Origin of the sequence: uncultured Intestinimonas sp. (genome assembly GCF_944387725.1) — a bacterium.
Lineage (GTDB): Bacteria > Bacillota > Clostridia > Oscillospirales > Oscillospiraceae > Intestinimonas.
In genome coordinates this window covers 23,959-44,518 of the sequence record NZ_CALXGA010000010.1, presented here as the reverse complement: position 1 = coordinate 44,518, position 20,560 = coordinate 23,959, and the positions used below count along the sequence as shown (strand labels likewise).

General features: G+C 65.4%; 19 protein-coding genes, 1 other RNA gene and 2 pseudogenes. All 22 read left to right on the top strand.

Annotated elements, in window-relative coordinates:
* Positions 1-540: 540 nt before the first annotated feature.
* Positions 541-1,725 (top strand): transposase, encoded by a 1,185-nt coding sequence (locus Q0K09_RS02955; RefSeq protein WP_294472650.1) that lies wholly within the window; start codon positions 541-543, stop codon positions 1,723-1,725.
* 388 nt (positions 1,726-2,113) lie between these two features.
* Positions 2,114-3,598 carry a flagellin gene (locus tag Q0K09_RS02950; protein WP_294472648.1) on the top strand — a complete coding sequence of 495 codons (1,485 nt, stop codon included), beginning with the start codon at positions 2,114-2,116 and terminating at the stop codon, positions 3,596-3,598.
* A gap of 340 nt (positions 3,599-3,938) precedes the next feature.
* Positions 3,939-4,239 (top strand): annotated as a pseudogene (locus Q0K09_RS02945) (acyl-CoA dehydrogenase family protein); the annotation flags it as partial.
* Positions 4,240-4,329: 90 nt separating this feature from the next.
* A pseudogene (locus Q0K09_RS02940) lies at positions 4,330-4,556 on the top strand (acetyl-CoA C-acyltransferase); the annotation flags it as partial.
* Positions 4,557-5,166: 610 nt separating this feature from the next.
* Positions 5,167-5,431: signal recognition particle sRNA large type (gene ffs, locus Q0K09_RS02935), an RNA gene on the top strand.
* 119 nt (positions 5,432-5,550) lie between these two features.
* A complete protein-coding gene (gene dnaX, locus Q0K09_RS02930) occupies positions 5,551-7,245 on the top strand; it encodes a DNA polymerase III subunit gamma/tau (RefSeq protein ID WP_294472647.1) in 1,695 nt (564 codons plus the stop codon).
* A gap of 7 nt (positions 7,246-7,252) precedes the next feature.
* Positions 7,253-7,600: a YbaB/EbfC family nucleoid-associated protein gene (locus Q0K09_RS02925; protein WP_294472645.1), complete on the top strand. Its 348-nt coding sequence runs from the start codon at positions 7,253-7,255 to the stop codon at positions 7,598-7,600.
* Positions 7,601-7,895: 295 nt separating this feature from the next.
* Positions 7,896-8,396, top strand: a complete 501-nt coding sequence (locus tag Q0K09_RS02920) for a GNAT family N-acetyltransferase (RefSeq protein WP_294472644.1) — start codon at positions 7,896-7,898, stop codon at positions 8,394-8,396.
* 250 nt (positions 8,397-8,646) lie between these two features.
* Positions 8,647-9,183, top strand: coding sequence for an FUSC family protein (locus tag Q0K09_RS02915; protein WP_294472642.1), 537 nt, complete (start codon positions 8,647-8,649; stop codon positions 9,181-9,183).
* Between the two features lie 152 nt (positions 9,184-9,335).
* Positions 9,336-11,171 carry a glutamine--fructose-6-phosphate transaminase (isomerizing) gene (gene glmS, locus Q0K09_RS02910; RefSeq protein ID WP_294472640.1) on the top strand — a complete coding sequence of 612 codons (1,836 nt, stop codon included), beginning with the start codon at positions 9,336-9,338 and terminating at the stop codon, positions 11,169-11,171.
* Positions 11,168-12,769 (top strand): ABC transporter substrate-binding protein, encoded by a 1,602-nt coding sequence (locus Q0K09_RS02905; protein WP_294472638.1) that lies wholly within the window; start codon positions 11,168-11,170, stop codon positions 12,767-12,769. The genes glmS and Q0K09_RS02905 overlap by 4 nt, the downstream gene beginning before the upstream one ends.
* 124 nt (positions 12,770-12,893) lie before the next feature.
* A complete protein-coding gene (locus tag Q0K09_RS02900) occupies positions 12,894-13,844 on the top strand; it encodes an ABC transporter permease (RefSeq protein ID WP_294472636.1) in 951 nt (316 codons plus the stop codon).
* Positions 13,837-14,700: an ABC transporter permease gene (locus Q0K09_RS02895; protein WP_294472633.1), complete on the top strand. Its 864-nt coding sequence runs from the start codon at positions 13,837-13,839 to the stop codon at positions 14,698-14,700. Before Q0K09_RS02900 ends, Q0K09_RS02895 begins: the two co-directional genes overlap by 8 nt.
* Before the next feature lie 178 nt (positions 14,701-14,878).
* Positions 14,879-15,820 (top strand): stage III sporulation protein AB, encoded by a 942-nt coding sequence (locus Q0K09_RS02890; RefSeq protein ID WP_294472630.1) that lies wholly within the window; start codon positions 14,879-14,881, stop codon positions 15,818-15,820.
* A complete protein-coding gene (locus Q0K09_RS02885; RefSeq protein WP_294472627.1) occupies positions 15,814-16,329 on the top strand; it encodes a stage III sporulation protein AB in 516 nt (171 codons plus the stop codon). Before Q0K09_RS02890 ends, Q0K09_RS02885 begins: the two co-directional genes overlap by 7 nt.
* A 26-nt stretch (positions 16,330-16,355) precedes the next feature.
* Positions 16,356-16,550, top strand: a complete 195-nt coding sequence (spoIIIAC, locus tag Q0K09_RS02880) for a stage III sporulation protein AC (RefSeq protein ID WP_294472624.1) — start codon at positions 16,356-16,358, stop codon at positions 16,548-16,550.
* A gap of 15 nt (positions 16,551-16,565) precedes the next feature.
* Positions 16,566-16,943 (top strand): SpoIIIAC/SpoIIIAD family protein, encoded by a 378-nt coding sequence (locus tag Q0K09_RS02875; protein ID WP_294472620.1) that lies wholly within the window; start codon positions 16,566-16,568, stop codon positions 16,941-16,943.
* A gap of 18 nt (positions 16,944-16,961) precedes the next feature.
* Complete coding sequence (locus tag Q0K09_RS02870; protein WP_294472617.1) at positions 16,962-18,062, top strand: stage III sporulation protein AE; 1,101 nt, start codon at positions 16,962-16,964, stop codon at positions 18,060-18,062.
* Positions 18,059-18,547: a stage III sporulation protein AF gene (locus Q0K09_RS02865; RefSeq protein WP_294472614.1), complete on the top strand. Its 489-nt coding sequence runs from the start codon at positions 18,059-18,061 to the stop codon at positions 18,545-18,547. Before Q0K09_RS02870 ends, Q0K09_RS02865 begins: the two co-directional genes overlap by 4 nt.
* Positions 18,544-19,077, top strand: a complete 534-nt coding sequence (locus Q0K09_RS02860; RefSeq protein WP_294472610.1) for a stage III sporulation protein AG — start codon at positions 18,544-18,546, stop codon at positions 19,075-19,077. Before Q0K09_RS02865 ends, Q0K09_RS02860 begins: the two co-directional genes overlap by 4 nt.
* Before the next feature lie 14 nt (positions 19,078-19,091).
* Positions 19,092-19,679: a SpoIIIAH-like family protein gene (locus Q0K09_RS02855; RefSeq protein WP_294472608.1), complete on the top strand. Its 588-nt coding sequence runs from the start codon at positions 19,092-19,094 to the stop codon at positions 19,677-19,679.
* 393 nt (positions 19,680-20,072) lie between these two features.
* Positions 20,073-20,459, top strand: coding sequence for an Asp23/Gls24 family envelope stress response protein (locus tag Q0K09_RS02850; protein ID WP_294472605.1), 387 nt, complete (start codon positions 20,073-20,075; stop codon positions 20,457-20,459).
* The last annotated feature ends 101 nt before the right edge of the window (positions 20,460-20,560 follow it).

Below are 20,560 nucleotides of genomic sequence, written 5' to 3'. Positions count from 1 at the left end.
TTCCTGCGAAAAAATTGCTTGCCAGCGGCCCAAAATCCCTCGCTGCCGGACACATCGCCAATTTTCAAACAAGCCCTGGCCGCGTGCCCATAAGACAGTGACTTGAATGAAACAACGCTCGGCGGCTGTCTGGCGGGATTGGAACATGAAAAAGTACACCGGATTTAGTCGGTATGGCTAAGTCCGGTGTATTTTTTTGCTTATTTGCGTCTTTTCCTGCCCTTTTGGTGAGGGCTTGCCCAGCCCCCGCCGGTTCCCTTCCGCCGGCGCCCCGTCAAAAAGCGCGAATCTCCGTTTTTATACGGAAATTCGCGCTTTTTTGCGGAAATTTTGCAAATTCCGCAAGATAATGTTTCGTCTTTTTAAATAAAAAGGCCATTCCAAAAAGTGTACTTTTTAGAACAGCTGCACAACCGCTTTTTTCACTTCCGTTTCATTAGCTTTATCGGCTGTTTTGGGGCAAAGTTAAGCCGTTTTTGAAAAAATTTTTTCTGTTCCAAAAAGTACACTTTTTGGAACAGCTGGCGGGAGGTGACAGCAATGGGAAGCAAACGGGGAGCGGATGGGAAGCAGTCAAAATCCAGCATCCAATACAACACCATCAAGGTCCCCCTCTATCCCACGCCGGAGCAGGAGGCACTTTTTCAAAAGACCTTCGGCTGCTGCCGGTACATCTGGAACCGGATGCTTGCGGATCACGAGGAGTTCTACTACGCCACGGACAAACACTTCATCCCCACTCCGGCCAAATACAAGAAGGAAGTCCCCTTTTTGAGAGAGGTGGACAATCAGGCGCTGATTCAGGAGCACAACAAGCTCTCCCAGGCGTTTCGGAATTTTTTCCGCAATCCGGCGGCGTTCGGCTATCCCAGGTTCAAGCGCAAAAAGGACGGACGGGACCGCTTCACCGCCTGCAACCATGTGATGGGGGAAAGCGCCACCATCTACATCACCCAAAACGCCGTCCGTATGACCAAGGCCGGCCTGGTCCGGGCCAAGTTCCCCCGCCGCCCCCGAAGCGGCTGGAGGCTCACCCGGATCACGGTGGAGCGGACCAAGACGGGCAGGTATTACGGCTGTCTGCTCTTCGCCTGCCCGGTGCATAAGCCGGAGCCGGTGGAGCCCACAGCGGAGCGGACCATCGGTCTGAAATACTCCGTCACGCACTTTTATGTGACGGATGGCGGAGCCGCCGCCGACCCGCCCCGGTGGCTGAAACAGTCCCAGGAGAAGCTGGCCGCCATCCAGCAGAAGCTCAGCCGCTTACAGCCAGGTTCCAGGAATTATCAAGAGCAAGTCCAAACATATCGCCTGCTCCATGAGCGCATCGCCAACCAGCGGCGCGACTTCCTCCACAAGGAGTCCCGGCGGATAGCCAACGCCTGGGACGCCGTATGTATCCGGGGCGACTCTCTGCGGGCGATCTCCGGGGCGTTGGGTGGCGGCGAGGTCCTCCATTCCGGCTTCGGGATGTTCCGGGAGATGCTCCGCTATAAGCTGGAGCGGCAGGGCAAGCAGCTTTTGGAGGTGGACCGTTTTGTCCCCACCACCAAGGTCTGCTCCGCCTGCGGTGCGGTGACTGAGAGCATCCCGCCCAAGGCACAGCGGTGGATCTGCCCTGTGTGCGGGGCGGAGCACAGGCGGGGCGTCAACGCCGCCGTCAACATCAAGGCCAAGGGGCTGGTCCAGTATCAGGCCGGACAGGTCCAGGAGGCTGTTTCTTAAAAAACGCAGGAAAAAATTGCCGGTGGGAACGCCGGTGCAGGCCCATGCCCCCGGTGGGGGCGCGTTGAGCGAAGGGGCGGACAAGGGACCGCGGCTTCGCTCAGCGCACCCAAACCGGCGGGGGACCGTTGGGAAACGAGAGGACGCCTCCCCCCTGGGGCCGCGTCCGAAGCCCGGAGGGGCGTTCCAAATATTATGACGATGACCATTCCAATGGTTTCACCCGGCCTCGCGAGCCGGTTGAAATAGAGAAGTGCGCGGGAGGGCTCAGACCGCCAAAGGCCACGGAGGCTGCGCCGGACCGCCGAAGCAAGACCCCGCGCCAGAGGATTACGGCGCGGCGACGCGCAAAGCCCCAAAATCATTTCAAAGAAAGGAAGCGCACGAAATGAGGATCCAGCATAACATCATGGCGATGAACGCCTACCGCAACTACACCAACAACACCAACGCCCTGTCCGGCAACCTGGAGAAGCTGTCCTCCGGCTACAAGATCAACCGGGCGGGGGACGACGCCGCCGGCCTGGCCATCTCCGAGAAGATGCGGGCCCAGATCACCGGCCTGGGCAAGGCCCAGGACAATGCCAAGGACGGCATCAGCCTGGTGCAGACCGCCGAGGGCGCCCTGCAGGAAGTCCACGACATGCTCAACCGCATGTACTCGCTGGCCGAGCAGTCCGCCAACGGCACCTACGACGGCATCGACCGGGAGCAGCTCCAGAAGGAGGTCACCGAGCTCAAGACCGAGATCGACCGCATCTCCGAGTCCGCCAACTTCAACGGCATCAAGCTCCTGGACGGATCCCTGGCGGATCCGGAGGTGAATATCACCTCTGTGAACCTGAACGCTGTGACCACCGTGACCGACGTGGCCGCTACAAAGGCCGCCAGCACCATGACCGTCGCTGCTGGTACTGCGGGTGCGCAGACCGCGACTGTGGAGTTCACCGCTGCCGACGGCACATTGAAAACTGTTACGGTGGATTTTACGGCCACTGCCACCGCCAATACGAATGCAACCGCGCTGGTGGACGCGCTGGCGCAGAACAGCGACTTGTCCGCTGTGTTCGACATCACCACCGGCACCGGCACACAGGTTGTCTTCACCGCCAAGGAGGCCGGGGCTCAGGGCGCCAAGGTGACCAATATGTCTACCAGCGATGCCACCGTGACCGCCGGCGCCCCCGCCTTTGTGGACGGCGCCGACGCCTATAAGCAGGTCCAAGCCGGCATAACCGCCGGCGCTACTGGCCAGGACTTGGCTGCGGGCGATAGCTTCACGCTGAACGGCACGACCTATGAGCTGGTGGCCGACGCGCTGGATGATCCCACCACGGAGGGCGCCACCGCCGTCCTGATCGGCGCCACCGACGCGGAGACCATCGACAATATCAATAAGGCTCTGGAGAGCGTTGGCGTCACCGTGTCGGAGGATGGTGCTGGTAACCTGGACTTTGTGGCAGAATCTGACGGCGCCGCCCTGGTCCTCCAGATTGGCGACACCAGCGACGAGTGGAACCAGCTGAAGGTCTCCATTAAAGCCACCGACGCCGCCGCCATCGGCATCGGGGATCTGAGCATCGCCACTCAGGACGGGGCCGCCTCCGCTCTGGACACCATCAAGAACGCCATCAACTATGTGTCCGACGTCCGGGGTACTCTGGGCGCTACCCAGAACCGGCTGGACCACACCATCAACAACCTCTCCGTCATGGAGGAGAACATCCAGGACGCCGAGTCCACCATCCGGGACACCGACGTGGCCGAAGAGATGATGTCCTATGTCAAGAACAACATCCTGGTCCAGTCCGCCCAGGCCATGCTGGCCCAGGCCAATCAGGTGCCCCAGGGCGTCCTCCAGCTGCTCCAGTAAGCGGAAATCCGCTTCCGTACGCTCAACGTCTCATAAATGTTTCTTGTCCGCCCCGCCCTGGGGCAGGGGCCCCCGCGCGGCGTAAGCCGCGCGGGGAGAGGAGGAGCGACGGAGGGAATGCGCTTTGCCGCTTGCGGCGAAGCGCGTGATCCGAAGTCCGCGACGACGAAGGGCGTCCTCCAGCTGCTCCAGTAAGCGGCAAAAACAAAACAGCAACAGATTTAAGCGCTATGCGGCTAGCCGTCTCTGCGGCTGGCCGCTTTCTTGTCCTTTAGTATGGAATGATACTAGGTCTTGTTTGAAACATGTCAACATGCCCAACCGGCGGGGCTTTTGCCCCCTGGACGGCGGCCGGATTGGCATCGGCGCTCAGGCCATGGGCATTGCTCAGGCGGCCATCGACGAGTGCGTAAAGTACACCGAGGAGCGCGTGCAGTTCGGCAAGCGCATCAGCCAGTTCCAGAACACCCAGTTCCAGCTGGCCGACATGCAGGCCAAGGTGGATGCTCCCCGGCGGCTACGGCCACACCTGTGAGTATCCCTTCGAGCGCTTCATGCGCGATGCCAAGATCACCGAGATCTATGAGGGTGCCTCCGAGGTCCAGCGGATGGTCATATCCGGCTGGATGGGCGTGAAGTAACCCGCGCGGCATATCTTCTACAAGCTGTGCCCCTCCGGAAGAGGCGGGGCACAGCTTTCCAAATTGAAACAAAAGGATTGGGGTATGGATATGAAAGACATCTACATCGTCAACTGCTGCCGCACCGAAGCGGCTCCTTTGGCGGGGGCCTAAAGGACGCCTCCGCCGTGGAGATGTGCGCCGCCGTAGTCAAGGAGGCGCTCTATCGGGCCAGCGCGGCCCCTGAGCAGGTGGACGAGGTCATCTTCGGCGGCGTGCTCACCGCCGGCCTGGACCAGAACGTGGCCCGTCAGGCGGCGGTCAAGGCCGGCGTTCCCTACCGTGAATTTCCAAACGCTGTGCAATCCGCCTGGCTATATCAGGCTCAAAGGCTTTCTACAGCGGAGCGGTGGAGCGGATATTTAAATGATCCATGACCAAAACAATTTTTTCGCAATGTCTGTAGACACGATCTAGGGCTTGTTTGAAAAATAGCAACGTGTCCAGCAGCGAGGGATTTTGGCCGCTGGCAAACAATTTTTTCGCAGGAATCCTGGCGGATTTCAAGGAAAAATTGCGCCGTCCAGGGGACAAAAGACCCGCTGATTGGGCATGTTGACATTTTTCAAACAAGCCCTAATCTGCGGGGGCTACAACACAAGGATGGTCTTTTCGGCAAGAAAGGGACGTAAATCTCAGGGACATTTCTGCTGCGACAAGTCTCGTCGATATGGCGGTACGGAGTGTTCCACTCATTACATTATGGCAGCCGGCATGATGCAACGAGCTGTCACTGGAGGGCAGAAAAGTGGTGCGCAATAAACATAATACCCCCTGCAACATCTTGACACGTCCGGCAAAAATCCGGGATTGATAAATTCCGCAGAATGTAGTACAATAATCTATACCGGCTCGCGCCGGGCCCTGAGGGTCCGGCGCGAAGCAGGACCGCACTAGTCGGGGAGTTAGCGGTGCCCTGTACCTGCAACCCGCTGCAGCAGGGATGAATTCCGGCCCCCGGACCTGCGCTGTGCCGTCTGCCCCTGGTAAGCGGCGATGATAGACCGGTCCCGCGCAACGGGAACCCGTGAACCATGTCAGGCGGGGAACCGAGCAGCATTAAGCGGACCCTCCCGTGTGCCGCGGGGCGGCCGTTCTTGAGCTGGCTGCCGGGGTTACGGGCATAGCGCAGGCTTCAAAGGCCGGTGTGCGGTCTTGCTTCGCGCCGGAACACAGGCGCGGGAACACACAAAGGGGCGCGGCGGGTACCGGGCCCCTTTTTCTATGCCGCAGGGGCGGTCCGCTGCCCCCCTGCCAAGAGGTGATACAGGAATGTACCAGGCTCTATACCGAAAGTGGCGGCCCCGCACCTTTGACGACGTGGTGGGGCAGGCCCACATCACCGATACCCTCAAGCGGCAGGTGGCCTCCGGCCATATCTCCCATGCCTACCTCTTCACCGGCACCCGGGGCACCGGAAAGACCACCTGCGCCAAAATTCTCTCCCGGGCGGTGAACTGTGAGCACCCGGTGGACGGCAACCCCTGTAACCAGTGCGGCGCCTGCCGGGGCATCGAAAACGGCTCCATCCTGGATGTGCTGGAGCTGGACGCCGCCTCCAACAACGGCGTGGACCAGGTCCGGGCCCTTCGGGACGAGGCCGTCTACACCCCCGCCGCCGTTCGGAAGCGGGTCTACATCATAGACGAGGTCCACATGCTCACCGCAGCCGCCTTCAACGCCCTGCTGAAGATTCTGGAGGAGCCCCCGGAGCATTTGATGTTCATTCTGGCCACTACCGAGCTCCACAAGGTACCGGCCACCATCAAGTCCCGGTGCCAGCAGTTCGCCTTCCGCCGCATCCTGCCCGCCGATATCGCCGGACGGCTGACGTATGTGGCCGGACAGGAGGGCATCGAGCTCACCCAGGAGGGGGCCAATCTCCTGGCCCGGCTGGCCGATGGGGGGCTCCGGGACGCCCTCTCCCTGCTGGACCAGTGCGCCGGCCCGGCCGGCCCCATCGGGGAGCGGCAGGTATTGGACGCCCTGGGCCTGGCCGGCAGCCTGGAGACCGCCCGGCTCTTGGATCGGGTGGCCCGGCGGGATACCCGGGGGGCCCTGGAGGACCTGGACCGGCTCTATGGCGGCGGGCGGGACATCGCCGCCGTGCTGGGGGAGCTCTCCGCCCTGGTCCGGGACCTCCTCCTCTGCAAAACCGCCCCCAACGCTGGGGCGGCCCTCCTCAGCGGCAGCTTTGACGACGCCACCCTCCGGGGTCTCTCGGAGCAGTTTACCGCCCCCCGGCTGGTGTGGCTCCTCACCACCCTCCAGGGGGTGCTGGCCGGCCTGCCCCGGAGCAGCAGCCGCCGCACCGACGCCGAGCTGTGCCTCATCCGGCTGTGCGACGAGCGCCTGGACGACAGCCCCCTGGGCCTGGCCGCCCGGCTGGACCGGGTAGAGGCCCAGCTCTCCGCCGGAGTATCCATCCCGGCGGCCCAAGCTCCCGTTCAGACTCCGGTCCCAGCCCCGGCCCCGGCGGCCCTGGAGCCGTCCGGGGCCCCGGCCGGCCAGACAGCGGAGGACCGCCCTCCCTGGGAGGAAGCCCCGCCGGCAGAAGACGCGCCGCTGCGGGAGGCCCCTGCGGAGCCGGTCCAGGCCGGGCCGGAGCCCTCCGCCCCGGCGGCAGATATCCCCTGGCCGGCCCTGGTGGCCGGACTCCGGGAGAAGGTCCCCCGGAACGCCTGGGCCTACCTGAGCCGGCCGGACATGGTCCAGGGCCGCTGGAGCGGCGGCATCCTGACCCTGTGGGTGGGCGAAGAGGTGGTAAAGCGGGTGGTGGAGCGCCCGGCGGTGCTGGAGGCGGCGCGGGCCCAGGCCCAGGCTCAGCTGGGGCGTCCGGTCCAGGTCCGGGTGCAGCAGGGGAGGGCGCCGGAGGAGCCCTCCGGCGGGTCCGCCGGAACCCACGACCCCTTGGAGAACCTGCTGGCCCGAGGGCAGCAGTGTGACAATATCATCATTAAGGAGTGACGCAGCAATGGCGAAAGGATTCGGCAGCCGGGGCATGGGCGGCATGGGCGGCGGCATCAATATGAACATGATCAAGCAGGCCCAGAAGATGCAGCAGGACATGCAGCGGATGCAGGCGGAGCTGGAGCAGAAGGAGTACACCGCCCAGGCGGGGGGCGGCGTGGTGTCCGCCACCGTCACCGGCCGGCACGAGCTCAAGTCCGTGACCATCGACCCCGAGGCCGTGGACCCAGACGACGTGGAGATGCTCCAGGACCTGGTGGTGGCTGCGGTGAACGAGGCCATGCGCGCGGCCTCCGCCGACGCCGCCTCCGCCATGGGCCAGCTCACCGGAGGACTCAACCTGCCCTTCTGACGGGCCCCTTTGAGATCTCGTGCGCCATCAGGTTAGAATCTTGCGCCTGCGCATGGGCAGACTGTGCACCTGTGCGAACTGGTATCCCGGATGGAGTAGGGGGTTGCTATATGCCCAACCGGCGGGCGGTTTCTGCCCAGGCGGCGCAATTTTTTATGAAATTCCTCGCAGATCTGTGGAAAGCTGTCGGCCAGCGAAACAAAATACCCCGCTGCGGGGCGCCTGCCTTTCAAGCCGTGGCGTTTGCCCGGCGGACAGAAACGATAGCAAAGAATGATGGCAAGGAGGGGTAGGAATGTATGTGCTTGAGCTGGCGGGATTTGATGACGCACAGAAATGTTACAGCATCATCAAAGAGGCAAAGCAATTTCAAAGGGAACAGGGATTTGCGCAATGGACGGACGATTATCCAAATCAAGACACCATCCAACAGGATATACAAACTGGAAAGGGCTATGTGCTCATATCTGACAAACAAATTGCAGGTTACATGTGTATTGATTTTTCCGGTGAGCCTGCCTATGAGAACATAGATGGAAAGTGGAACACAGGCCTGCCATACGCAGTGATTCACCGCATGGCATTCTGTGAAGCATTTAGAGACAGAGGCCTGAGCAGCATAGCGCTATCTTTAATCGAGAGCTTATGCCGTTCAAAGAGCATAAAAAATATCCGCATGGATACCGGCTTTGCCAATAAACGGATGCAGCATATTTTGAAAAAGAACGGATTTTCGAAGTGCGGGATCATCAATTTTCAGGGAAGCGGTAAGTTAGCTTACGATAAAACTTTATAAGTGAGGCATCGCATGAAGTTTGCTGTAGAGCAGTGCCTCCCCATTTTTCAGGCTAGGGCTTGTTTGAAAATTGGCGATGTGTCCGGCAGGGAGGGATTTTGGGCCCCTGGCAAGCAATTTTGACCCAGGAATCCTGGCGGATTTCAAGGAAAAATTGCGCCGTCCAGGGGGCAAAAGCCCCGCCGGTTGGGCATGTTGACATGTTTCAAACAAGCCCTAACGGGGCAAACTGACTAAAGAGGCGAAGACAATGAAATTGCAGCTCCCCGGCGTGGGAATGCGCACCATCAAAACCGCTGTGTCGGTGATGCTGTCCTATCTGATCTTCGTCCCCTTCAACCTCATCTACCGGGAGGAGCTGGGGGGACTGCTGGGTCAGCTGGGGCCCCTCTATGCCTGCATCGCCTGCGTGGTCTGTATGCAGAGCTCCCTGGGGCAGAGCTTCCAGATCGGACTGTCCCGGCTGCTGGGGGTGGCGGTGGGCGGCGTCCTGGGAGTGCTGGCCCTGGTGCCGGGGGAGGCGATGCGCCATCCCCTGGTGAAGGCCCTGGCCCTGGGGCTGGTCTGTGTGGCCGGCATCTGGCTGTGCCTGCTGCTCAACCGGCCCGCCGCCTGCACCATGGCCTGTGTGGTGCCCTGCATCATCCTGGTGAACAATCTGATGGGGGCGGAGCGGTTCTTCTATGCCGCCGCCCGCATCATCGAGACGGCGGTGGGGGTGGCCATCGCCCTGGCGGTGAACGCCCTGCTTCCGGACCACCGGGGCGGGGAGCCGCCCGAGGGCTGAGCACATGCCCCCGTCCGAGGCGGACGGGGGATTTTTTCGCCGCTCAAATTTCTGTTGTCGCGGGGCCCGGCGGATGATATAATACAGCAGGCTGATGCGCTCCGGCGGACTGCGCCGGGGAGACGCCTTGGAACACAGGAGGAAGAAGCCATATGTGCGGTATTGTCGGATTCATCGGCGCGGAGGAGGCCGCCCCCATTCTGCTGGACGGCCTGGCGCGGCTGGAGTACCGGGGCTATGACTCGGCCGGACTGGCGGTCTACTCCCCGGAGGACGGCCTAAAGGTGGTGAAGGCCAAGGGGCGTCTCCGGGTCCTCTCGGATATCGTGGAGGGCGGGAAGTCCATCCGCGGCGCCGTGGGCCTGGGCCATACCCGCTGGGCCACCCACGGGGAGCCCTCCGATGTCAACGCCCACCCCCATGTGGGCATGTCGGGGCGGGTAGCCGTGGTCCACAACGGCATCATCGAAAACTTTGCCCAAATCAAGGAATTCCTGGAGTCCAAGGGGGTGCGCTTTGTCTCCCAGACCGACACCGAGGTGGTGGCCCAGCTTTTGGAGTACTACTACCGGGGGGACATCATGGAGGCCGTCACCAAGGTCCTCCACCGCATCGAGGGGGCCTACGCCCTGGGCATTCTGTGCGCCGACTGCCCCGACCAGCTCATCGCCGCCCGAAAGGACAGCCCCCTGATCCTGGGCTGCGGCGACGGCTTCAGCTTCCTGGCCAGCGACGTCACCGCCTTCCTCAAGTACACCCGGGAGGTGTGCTACCTGGAGGACGGGGAGATTGCCGTCCTCACCCGGGAGGGCATCCAGGTCTACAGCCACCCCTACCTCCAGCCCGTGGAGAAGGAGCGCCATCATGTGGATTGGGAGGTCTCCGCCGCGGAGAAGGGCGGCTATGAGCACTTCATGGCCAAGGAGATCATGGAGCAGCCCAAGGCCTTCCGGGACACCGTCTTCCCCCGGATTCAAAACGGCCGGGTGGCGCTGGAGGAGCTGCGCCTGAGCGCCTCCTACCTCCGGGAGATAGATAAGATTTACATTATCGCCTGCGGCTCCTCCTACCATGTGGGCATGGTGGCCAAATACATCCTGGAAAAGCTTCTGCGCAAGCCGGTGGAGGTGACCCTGGCCTCGGAGTTCCGCTACTGCGACCCCCTGGTGACCCACCGGACCCTCTGTCTGGTCATCAGCCAGTCCGGAGAGACCATCGATACCCTGGCCGCTCTCCGGGAGGCCAAGCGGCTGGGGGGGCGCATCCTCTCCATCGTCAATGTGGTGGGCTCCTCCATCGCCCGGGAGTCCGACGATGTGCTCTACACCTGGGCCGGGCCGGAGATCGCCGTGGCCACCACCAAGGCCTATTCCACCCAGCTGGCGGTGATCTACCTCATCGCCCTGCGCTTTGCCGAGCTGCTGGACACCATCGGGGCGGTGGAGTACGCCGCCCTGGTGGAGGAGCTGCTCACCCTCCCCTCCAAGATGGAGCGGGTGCTGGAGAACCGGGAGGCCATCCAGTACTATGCCTCCATCTACTTCAACCACGAATCCATCTTTTTCATCGGCCGGAATATCGACTACGCCATCGGCCTGGAGGGATCCCTGAAGCTCAAGGAGATCTCCTACATCCACTCCGAGGCCTACGCCGCCGGAGAGCTCAAGCACGGCACCATCTCCCTCATCCAGCCGGGGACTCTGGTGGTGGCTCTGGCCAGCTGCGTGCCCCTCTTTGACAAGCTGGTGAGCAACGTGGTGGAGGTCAAGTCCCGGGGGGCCGACGTGCTGGGCCTGACGGTGGAGTCCCGGGGGGAGATCTTCCAGAAGACGGTGGACCACGTCATTACCGTGCCCGACACCCACCCCATGCTGCTGCCCAGCCTGGATGTCATTCCCATGCAGCTGTTCGCCTACTATGTGGCCCTCATGCGGGGCTGTGACATCGACAAGCCCCGGAACCTGGCCAAATCGGTGACGGTGGAATGAGGCGGCGGAGTATTCTGGCGGCCGCCCTGGCCCTGGTGCTGGCCCTCTCCGCCTGCGGCGGCGCGTCCGTGGAGGAGACCGCCGCCCCGGGGGGCGCGGGAGGGGCGGTGACGGTGAACTACGGCATCTCCAACCCCTGGGACGCCCTCATGCCCTACTACAGCGTCTCAGGCAGCAACTACGCCCGCATCATCTACGATAAAATTTACGACCGCCTGGCCTATGTCCACGCCGGCGGGACCCTCTCCCCCCGGGGGGCCGAGAGCTGGGAGAGCGACGGGGAGGGATATGCCGTGGTCTTCCGCCTGGACCCGGAGGCTGTCTTCCACGACGGTGTCCCGGTGACGGCGGAGCACTGGGCGGAGACCTTCCGCCTGATGACCGACCCGGCCTGTCCCACCCTGGGGAAGGCCAACTTCGCCCTGCTCACCGGCACCGACGAGAACGGTAACCGGGTGGAGGGGGAGGCCTTCGGGGCCGAGGCGGTGGATGAATACACCCTCCGGCTCACCTTCAAGGACCCCACCACGCCGGAGGAGTTTCTGCTGGACAAGAACCGGGAGTTCTACGTCCTGCCCACCCACCTGCTGGAGGGGGTGGACCCAGCGGCGGTGATGGACCTGGACCTCTGGGAGGCCCCGGTGGGCTCCGGGCCCTGTAAATTTGTGGAACAGGCGGCGGGGAGCCGCCTGACCCTGGCGGCCCACACGGACTACCACCTGGGAACGCCGGACTTTGACTACCTGGTCATCACGGTGGTGGACAAGTCCAACCTCCTCACCGCCCTCATCGCCGGGGATCTGGACTACTACGCCTTCGGCGGCAGCGTCACGGCGGAGGACGCCCCGGCGGCGGAGGCCGCCGGCCTGGAGGTCCTGGAGGGTACGGTCCCCAACACCTTCTTTGAGCTGATGCTCAACTGTGAGGCCATCTCCGACGCCCGCATCCGCCGGGCCATGGATTTGGCCCTGGACCGGGAATTGCTGTGCCGGCAGGCCGCCCAGGGCCGGGGGATGGTGACGGGCAGCAGCATCTCCCCGGCCAGCCCTTACGCTCAGGCGGCCGCCGGGGCCCCGGCGCGGGACCTGGAGGAGGCCCGGGCCCTCCTGGCTGAGGCGGGCTACGACGGGAGGAGCTACACCCTGGCCTGCACCTCCAACCGCGCGGGGCTGGCCGCCCTCATCCAGCAGAATCTGGCCGAGGCGGGCATCGCCATCGAGATTGAGACGGTGGACTCGGCGGCCATGTTCGCCGGAATGGCCGACGGCATCTATGACATGGGCATCGCCAGCCACACCCCCGGAGCCCTGCCCCTGTGGTTTGTGGAGAGCCGCTTTGCCGGAAACAACAACATCTTCCACGTCTCCGACCTGGCGCCCTACACCCAACTCATCCAGGCCATTAAGGGGGAGACGGACCAGGGGGCCCGGACCGCCCTGGTGGAAGAGCTGGAGGGGCTTCTGGCCCAGGAGCGGCCCTTCCTGCCCCTGTGGTTCGGCGCCGCCCTCCATGTCCAGTCCCCCACAGTGGAGGGCATCGACTACGCCTCCTCCAGCTTCTCCAACGAGAACGTCTGGGAGTGGGTGGTCAGAAAATAGAAAACATACCTCCGTAGGGCGGCCCCAGAAGGGGTCCGCCTGTGCCCGGAGATCCTGCCGGAGCGGTGGCATACCGGGCTCCGGCGGGGCCTCCGTGCCGGAAGTGTAGGAGGATTGATTCCACATGGCTCAGTATATCCGCCGGCGGCTGCTCACCGCCGTACCCGTCTTTTTCGGCATCACCCTGCTGGTGTTCCTGCTCACCGACCTGGCCCCCGGGGACCCCACCGACCTGCTGGGGGAGGGGGCGGCCGGCGCGGAGGAACAGGCGGCCCTGGCCTCCGCCCTGGGTCTGGACAAGCCCCTGCCGGTCCGCTATCTGCTGTGGCTGGCGGGGCTTTTGCGCGGGGATCTGGGGGAGTCGGTCCACTACGGCCAGAGCGTGGCCTCCCTTATCGCCCAGCGGCTGGGGCCCTCCCTCCTCCTGGTGGGGGCGGGGGTGGGGCTGGCCGTCCTCATCGCCCTTCCCCTGGGGGTGCTGGCGGCCTGGAGGCCCCGCTCCCTGTGGGACGGCCTGTCCAACGGCTTCACTGTGGCGGGCTCCGCCGTCCCCGGCTTCTTTCTGGCCCTGGCGGCCATCTGGCTCTTTGCCGTGCGGCTCCGGTGGCTGCCCGCCTCCGGCATGTATGCATCCGGGGCGTCCGGGAGCCTTTCGGACCTGCTGCGGCACCTGATTCTCCCCGCCGGAGTCATCGGCCTGACCAATGTGGGGGGGCTCCTCAAGCAGACCCGCAGCGCCTGCCTGGAGGTGCTGGGGGAGGACTACATCCGCACCGCCCGGGCCAAGGGCCTCCGGGAGGGGGCGGTGGTGGTCCGCCACGGCCTCCGCAGCGCCCTGATTCCGGTGCTCACCACCCTCCTCTCCCACATCCCCCACATCATCGGCGGTTCGGTGGTGGTGGAGCGGGTTTTCGGCTGGCCGGGGATGGGGAGCCTCCTGTTCTCGGCCATCAGCGGCCGGGACTACAGCGTCATCATGGGGGTCACGGCGGTGATGGCCCTGGCGGTGCTGGGGACCGGCCTCCTGCTGGACCTGGTCTACGGCCTGGTGGACCCCAGGGTGCGCTATGAGTGAGGCCGGACGGGTCCTCAGCCGGCTGCGGCGGGACCGGCGGGCCATGGCCTGCCTGGGGGTCCTGGCCCTGGAGGTCCTGGCCGTCCTCCTGCTGCCCCCTCTGCTGGGGCTGGAGCCCACACTCACCGACCGGGCGGCGGGCTTCTGGGCCCCCCCCTCCCCGGAGCACTGGCTGGGCACCGACGACGTGGGCCGGGACCTCTTTGCCCGGCTGATCTGCGGGGGGCGGGTGTCCCTGCTGGTGGGCTTTGCCGCCGCCGCCCTCAGCGTGGGGGCGGGGGTTCCCCTGGGGTTGGCGGCGGGCTATCACGGGGGGTCCTGGGAGTTCTGGATCATGCGCTGGGCCGACGTGTTCCAGTCCTTTCCCACTCTGGTGCTGGTGCTGTGCCTGGTGACGCTGACGGGGGCCTCGGTGGGCAATCTGATCCTGGTCATTGGGCTTCTGGGCTGGCCCTCCATCGCCCGGCTGGTCTACGGCAACACCTTGGCGGTCCGGGAGCAGGAGTACATCCTGGCGGTCCGGGCCCTGGGGGGCGGCCCCTGGACCATCCTCACCCGGAACGTCCTCCCCAACGCTGCGGCTCCGGTGTGGGCCGCCCTGGCCCAGCGGGTGGGCCGGGCCATCCTGTCCGAGTCCAGCCTGAGCTTCCTGGGGGCGGGCATCCGGCCCCCCCAGGCAAGCTGGGGGAACCTGATGCAGTACGCCTCCAGCCTCACCGTCCTCACCGCCCGGCCTTGGGTGTGGCTGCCGCCGGGCCTGCTCATCGTCCTCACCGTGGTCTGCCTCCAGGTGGTGGGGGACGGCCTCCGGGACGCCCTGGACCCCAGGTTTATCCCTAAAATAGCAGCCAAATAATGGCTTCGGAAACCATATCGCACGAATTGCACCCCATTGGAAGGACCCCCGGTCAAAACCGGGGGTCCTTCCTGTTTGGATGGAAAAGGCCCAGACAAAAAATCCAGCCCGGGGGCATAGACGGGGACGAGCCCGCATAGGATGGAGCATCCACACAGAAGAGAGGAGCGGAAAGGCGATGAAGGCTCCACGGGAGCATTACGCTGCGGAGCGGTTTGAACAGGCGGCGGCCCTGTTGCCCTGGGCCCTGCGGCAGGGGGCGCTGGGGCTCTCCAAAGGGGACAAGGCCCGGGCGGAGGAGCTGCGGCTCCGGGTGGGACGGCCCCCGTCCGTCGTGTGGCCGGAGGGGGAGGGACCCCTGCCCGGCCTGGAGGATACCCCCGTCCGGCCGGAAGATTTGTCCCTGGTGCTGGAGGTGGCCACCCAGGCCTCGGTCCATACAGTATTGGACCGGGTCCGGGACGGCTTCGTCACCGTCCGGGGGGGGCACCGGGTTGGGCTGTGCGGTACGGCTGCGGTGGAGGCAGGGGAGATCCGCACCCTGCGGCAGCTCTCCTCCCTGGCCATTCGGGTGGCCCGGGAGGTCCCGGGGGCGGCGGAGGGGGTGCTCCCCCGGCTGCTGGAGGGGGGCGCGCTCCAGAGCACGGTGCTCCTCTCGCCCCCCGGCGGAGGGAAGACCACCCTCCTCCGGGACCTCATCCGCCGGATTTCCGACGGACTTGGAACGGTCCCCCTGCGGGTGGGGGTGGCCGATGAGCGGGGGGAGCTGGCAGCCATGTACGGCGGCGCGCCCCAGAACGACCTGGGGGCCCGGACCGACATTCTGGACGGCTGCCCAAAGGGTCCCGCCCTGATGATGCTCCTGCGGGCCATGAACCCCCAGGTCCTGGCCGCCGACGAGATCACCGCCCCCGCAGACGCCGAGGCCCTGGCCCAGGCCGCCGGGTGCGGGGTGAAGCTCCTGTGCACCGTCCATGGCGGATCCCTGGAGGATATCCGGCGGCGGCCGGTGTGCCGCCGGCTGGCGGAGGAGGGCCTCTTCCAAAAGGTGGTGCTCCTCCAGGTCCGGGAGGGCCGGCGGGTCTGCCGGGTGGAGGACCTGGAGGGGGCCCTGTGCTGAGGCTGGCGGGGGTGGTCCTGCTGATGCTGGGGGCCGCCGGCCTGGGTCTGGGGGCGGCGGGCCAGCTCCGGCGGCGGGTGGAGAGTCTGCGGACCCTCACCGGGGCCCTGGAGCAGGCGGAGCGGGAGCTCTCCTTCCGCCTGACCCCCATGCCGGAGCTCATGGAGCGGATCTCCCGCCAGGCCGGGGAGCCGGCCCGCTTTCTCTTCGCCCACTGCCGGGACCACCTGTGGGAGCTGGGGGAGAAGTCCTTCGGCACACTCTGGCGGGAGGCCCTGGAGGAGGAGAGCGACCTGCTGCTGGGAGACCGGGAGCGGGAGGTGCTCGCCGGGCTGGGGGAGGTGCTGGGCCGCTATGACGCGGCGGGCCAGCGGGAGGCCCTTCAGACCGCCGCAGCCGAGCTGGAGCGGTGCCTGCGCCGGGCGGAGGAGGACCGGGACCGGCTGGGCCGGGTCTACACCGCCCTGGGCCTGGGCTCCGGGGCCATGCTGGTGCTCATACTGTTATAAATCGTCTGCGGGGATGTGGAAAACGTATGGATATCGACCTCATTTTCCGAATTGCGGCCATCGGCATTCTGGTGTCGGTGCTCAACCAGGTGCTCAGCCGCTCCGGCCGGGAGGAGCAGGCCACCATGACCACCCTGGCGGGGTTGGTGGTGGTGCTTATGATGGTGGTCCAGGAGATCAGCGACCTCTTCCATCTGGTCCAGGACCTCTTCGGACTGTGACGGATTATGCCGGATATGCTGAAACTCGCCGTGCTGGGGGTGGCGGCCGCCCTGTGCGCGGTGGTGGTTCGGAAGGGCGCCGCCGAGCTGGGGGTGGTGCTGGCCCTGGCGGCGGGGGCGGTGATTCTCTCCGGGGTCCTGGGGGCCCTGGAGGCCGTCCGGGGACTGCTGGACACCCTCACCGACGCGGCGGGGCTCTCCCCGGCGGTGGTGGCCCCGGTGCTCAAGACGGCGGGGATTGCCGTGCTCACCAGGCTCTCCGCCGAGCTGTGCCGGGACGCCAAGGAGAGCGGCATCGCCGCCTTTGTGGAGACGGCGGGGGGCCTGGCCGCCCTCTATGTGGCCCTGCCCCTGCTGGAGACGGTGCTGCGGATGGTCACCGGCCTGCTGTGAAAAGGAAGGACGGAACGAATGAGACGAATGTGGATGCTCTTACTGTGCCTGTGCCTGACCTGGACCCCGGCGGCGGCCTCCGGGGACGTGCTGGCACAGCAGTCCGGCGCCCTGGGGCTGGACGGGCTCTCCGACGCCGCCGGGGAATACGCACCGGAGGGGGCGGTGGGGGAGGTGGACCTGAACCAGGGGCTCGCCGGCCTGCTGGACACCGGCAGCGCCCAGCTCACCGGCGTGGTGCGCAAGGCGGTGCGGAGCGGGGTGCTGCTCCTCTCGGTGGTCCTCCTGTGCGCCCTGGCCCAGGGGACCTATGAGGCGGCGGGGGCGGCGGGGGGCGCCCTCCAGGCGGTCCCCATGACGGCGGCCCTGGCGGTGACGGCCATCGCCGTGGCCGACGTCCACTCCCTCATCGGCATGGGCGTCCAGGCGCTGGAGCGGATGGAGGCATTTTCCAATATTTTGCTGCCCACCATGGCGGCGGTGACGGCGGCCAGCGGTTACCCGGGGGCAGCGGCGGCCCGGCAGTTCGCCGCCATGCTCTTCTCCGGCGCCCTGCTGCGGCTCATCAACGGACTGCTCCTTCCCCTGGTCTACGGCTACATCGCCGCCTGCGCCGCCCACGCGGCGGTGGGCAACGAGGGGCTCAAGCGCATCGCCGGGACCCTCAAGTGGGCGGTGACCACGGTGCTCACGGTGCTGCTGCTGGCCTATGTGGGATATCTGACGGTCAGCGGCGTGGTGGCGGGCACGGCGGACGCCGTGGCGGTGAAGGCGGCCAAGTTCACCGTCTCCAGCATGGTGCCGGTGGTGGGGGGCATACTCTCCGACGCGGCGGAGACCGTGCTGGCCGGGGCGGGGATTCTCAAAAGCGCGGTGGGGGTGTTCGGGATGCTGGCGGTGCTGTCCATGTGCCTGGCGCCCTTTTTGCAGCTGGGTGTCCACTATCTGGCCTATAAGCTCACCGCCGCCCTGGCGGCCACTGTGGCCGACGGACGGGTGGCGGGACTCATCGACGGCATCGGCGGGGCCTTCGGCCTCATTCTGGGCATGACCGGGGCCTCGGCCCTGCTGCTGCTGGTGTCCATGGTGGCCTCGGTCTCCCTGGCCTCGCCGTCATGATGGAGCTGCTGCGGCAGTGGCTCACCGGGGTCACCTGCGCGGCCATGATCGCCGCCCTGGCCGACAGCCTGACCCCGGCGGGGACCGGGAAGAAAATCGGGCGCATGGCGGGGGGGCTCCTCCTCCTCATCGCCCTGGTCCAGCCGGTGCTGGAGGTAGACTTCAGCGCCCTGGCCTCGGCCAGCGTCCCCCTGGAGCTGGAGGAGAGCGAGCTGGAAAAAACCAACCTGGAGCTGATGAAGACAATCATAGGCCAGGAGACCGGCGCATATATTCTGGACAAGGCGGAGGAGCTGGGCATCTCCTGCCAGAGGGTGACGGTGACCTGCTCGGTGACGGAGGACGGAGTGCCCTACCCCTCGGCGGTGGAGATCGCCGGGGCCCTCACAGAGGAGGAGCGGGAGGCGCTGGGCCGGGTCATCGAGACGGACCTGGCCATCCCGGCAAGCTGCCAAACCTACGAAAGCGGGGGCGAGGAGCCATGAAAGGGACGGAAGGCGCAGTCAACGCGGGGAGAAAGCTGGCCGCAGCGCTGGAGAAGTACAAGTTTGTGCTGCTGGTGCTGCTGGCGGGGGTGCTCCTGCTGGCGCTGCCCCTCCCCGGCGGGGGCGGGACGGAGGCGGCAGGGGAGGAGGCCCCGGCATTGGCCGGGGCGGACTTCGACCTGGAGGACCTGGAGCGGCGGATGGAGGCGGCCCTCTCCCGGGTAGAGGGGGCGGGGGAGGTGTCGGTGGTGCTGACCCTGCGCTCTGGGACCCGGCAGGTGCTGGCCCAGGATATCTCCTCCGCCCGTGCCGGGGAGGAGGAGACGGAGGAGCGGACCACGGTGGTGGTCTCCGCCGGCTCCGGCCGGGAGGAGGCGGTGGCCCTCCAGCAGGTCTACCCCCAGTTCCAGGGGGCCCTGGTGGTGTGTACCGGCGGGGACGACCCGGCGGTGCAGCTCAAGCTGGTGGAGGCGGTGTCCGCCCTCACCGGCCTGGGCAGCGACAAAATTTCGATCTGTAAAGGAAGGTAAGGAGGAGACGCGGGATGAAACTTTGGAAGCGGAACGCGGTGGTGGCGGCAATCGTGCTCTTCGTGTGCGCGGCGGTGTACCTCAACTGGTCCTACAGCCAGGAGGGCATGTCGGCTTCGGAGGACACGGGGAAGGTCCTGGGAGAGGCCGCCCTGGTGGGGGCCCAGACCAGCGACCCCCTGCTGGAGGGCACGCCCTCCCCTACGGCCACCCCGGCGGCGGAGGAGGGGAGCGCCTCCGGGAGCAGCTCCGGCTACTTCGACAGCGCCCGGCTGAACCGGCAGCAGGCCCGGGACAGCGCCCTGTCCCTCCTTCAGGAGGCGGCGGCCGACGCCGCTGCCGGCGAGGAGGCGGTGGCCCAGGCAAACGAGGCCATCCAGACCATGGCGGCCTACACCATCGCCGAGGCCAACATCGAAAACCTGGTCACCGCCAAGGGCTACGCCGACTGTGTGGCGTTTCTCAGCGACGGCAGCATCAGTGTGGTGGTCTCCAACGGCGGCGCCGCCCTCACCGAGACAGACACCGCCAGGATCAGCGAGATTGTCCAGGAGGAGACCGGCCTCTCGGCCAGCCAGATTAAGATCATCGAGGCGAGCTGAGGGGAACCGCAAAACAGGGACGGCGGCCGCCGTCCCTGTTTTTTGATGTTTGGCGCCCGGAGGGTTTAGGGCTTGTTTGAAAATTGGCGATGTGTCCAGCAGCGAGGGATTTTGGGCCGCTGGCAAGCAATTTTGACCCAGGAATCCTGGCGGATTTCAAGGAAAAATTGCGCCGTCCAGGGGACAAAAGACCCGCAGGTTGGGCATGTTGACATTTTTCAAACACGCCCTAGGGGAAACCGGCGGAGAACGCCGCCGGGCCCGCTCGATGACCGCCGGTTTCTGCCCTCTCGCTGTTCTGGCGCTCCGCCCGTTTCCGTTTCAAAATTTGGATTGTAAAGCGGCGTTCATTGTGGTACAATAACCACAAACCGAAAAAGGAGCGTGACCACAGTGAGCGAAGGCAGAGAGTACGTCTCCCGGTCCGACGAGCTGGGGAATATCCATATTTCTGAGGAAGTGCTGGCGGTCATCGCCGCCGCCGCCGCCCTGGAGGTGGAGGGCGTGGGGGGTCTGGCCGCCAACCTGGGCACCGACCTGGCCGAGCTGCTGGGCAAGAAGACCCTGAGCCGGGGCATCCACCTCCATGTGGAGGAGGAGAGCGTCACCGTGGATGTGGCCATCCTGGTGAAGTACGGCTATACCATCCCCGAGGTGGGCCGGGCGGTTCAGGAGGCTGTGGCCAACAGCGTCGAGGCCACCAGCGGTCTCACCGTCGCCGCCGTCAATGTCAGCGTGGGCGGCGTGCTCTTTGAAAAGGAGCCCAAGAAGGCTCCGTAAGAAAGGCGCCTCCAGGGGCATTGGGCGGCTTCGGCGGGCTCAATGCCCTTTTTTGCGCCTTTCCGGGGAAATTGGGGGTTTATTTTCCAGGCGGAACTGTA

Bases quoted from the DNA above. Each gene is read 5' to 3' on its own strand.
- Q0K09_RS02955 (WP_294472650.1), top strand. From the start codon at position 541: ATGGGAAGCAAACGGGGAGCGGATGGGAAGCAGTCAAAATCCAGCATC.
- Q0K09_RS02950 (WP_294472648.1), top strand. From the start codon at position 2,114: ATGAGGATCCAGCATAACATCATGGCGATGAACGCCTACCGCAACTAC.
- dnaX (WP_294472647.1), top strand. From the start codon at position 5,551: ATGTACCAGGCTCTATACCGAAAGTGGCGGCCCCGCACCTTTGACGAC.
- Q0K09_RS02925 (WP_294472645.1), top strand. From the start codon at position 7,253: ATGGCGAAAGGATTCGGCAGCCGGGGCATGGGCGGCATGGGCGGCGGC.
- Q0K09_RS02920 (WP_294472644.1), top strand. From the start codon at position 7,896: ATGTATGTGCTTGAGCTGGCGGGATTTGATGACGCACAGAAATGTTAC.
- Q0K09_RS02915 (WP_294472642.1), top strand. From the start codon at position 8,647: ATGAAATTGCAGCTCCCCGGCGTGGGAATGCGCACCATCAAAACCGCT.
- glmS (WP_294472640.1), top strand. From the start codon at position 9,336: ATGTGCGGTATTGTCGGATTCATCGGCGCGGAGGAGGCCGCCCCCATT.
- Q0K09_RS02905 (WP_294472638.1), top strand. From the start codon at position 11,168: ATGAGGCGGCGGAGTATTCTGGCGGCCGCCCTGGCCCTGGTGCTGGCC.
- Q0K09_RS02900 (WP_294472636.1), top strand. From the start codon at position 12,894: ATGGCTCAGTATATCCGCCGGCGGCTGCTCACCGCCGTACCCGTCTTT.
- Q0K09_RS02895 (WP_294472633.1), top strand. From the start codon at position 13,837: ATGAGTGAGGCCGGACGGGTCCTCAGCCGGCTGCGGCGGGACCGGCGG.
- Q0K09_RS02890 (WP_294472630.1), top strand. From the start codon at position 14,879: ATGAAGGCTCCACGGGAGCATTACGCTGCGGAGCGGTTTGAACAGGCG.
- spoIIIAC (WP_294472624.1), top strand. From the start codon at position 16,356: ATGGATATCGACCTCATTTTCCGAATTGCGGCCATCGGCATTCTGGTG.
- Q0K09_RS02875 (WP_294472620.1), top strand. From the start codon at position 16,566: ATGCTGAAACTCGCCGTGCTGGGGGTGGCGGCCGCCCTGTGCGCGGTG.
- Q0K09_RS02870 (WP_294472617.1), top strand. From the start codon at position 16,962: ATGAGACGAATGTGGATGCTCTTACTGTGCCTGTGCCTGACCTGGACC.
- Q0K09_RS02865 (WP_294472614.1), top strand. From the start codon at position 18,059: ATGATGGAGCTGCTGCGGCAGTGGCTCACCGGGGTCACCTGCGCGGCC.
- Q0K09_RS02860 (WP_294472610.1), top strand. From the start codon at position 18,544: ATGAAAGGGACGGAAGGCGCAGTCAACGCGGGGAGAAAGCTGGCCGCA.
- Q0K09_RS02855 (WP_294472608.1), top strand. From the start codon at position 19,092: ATGAAACTTTGGAAGCGGAACGCGGTGGTGGCGGCAATCGTGCTCTTC.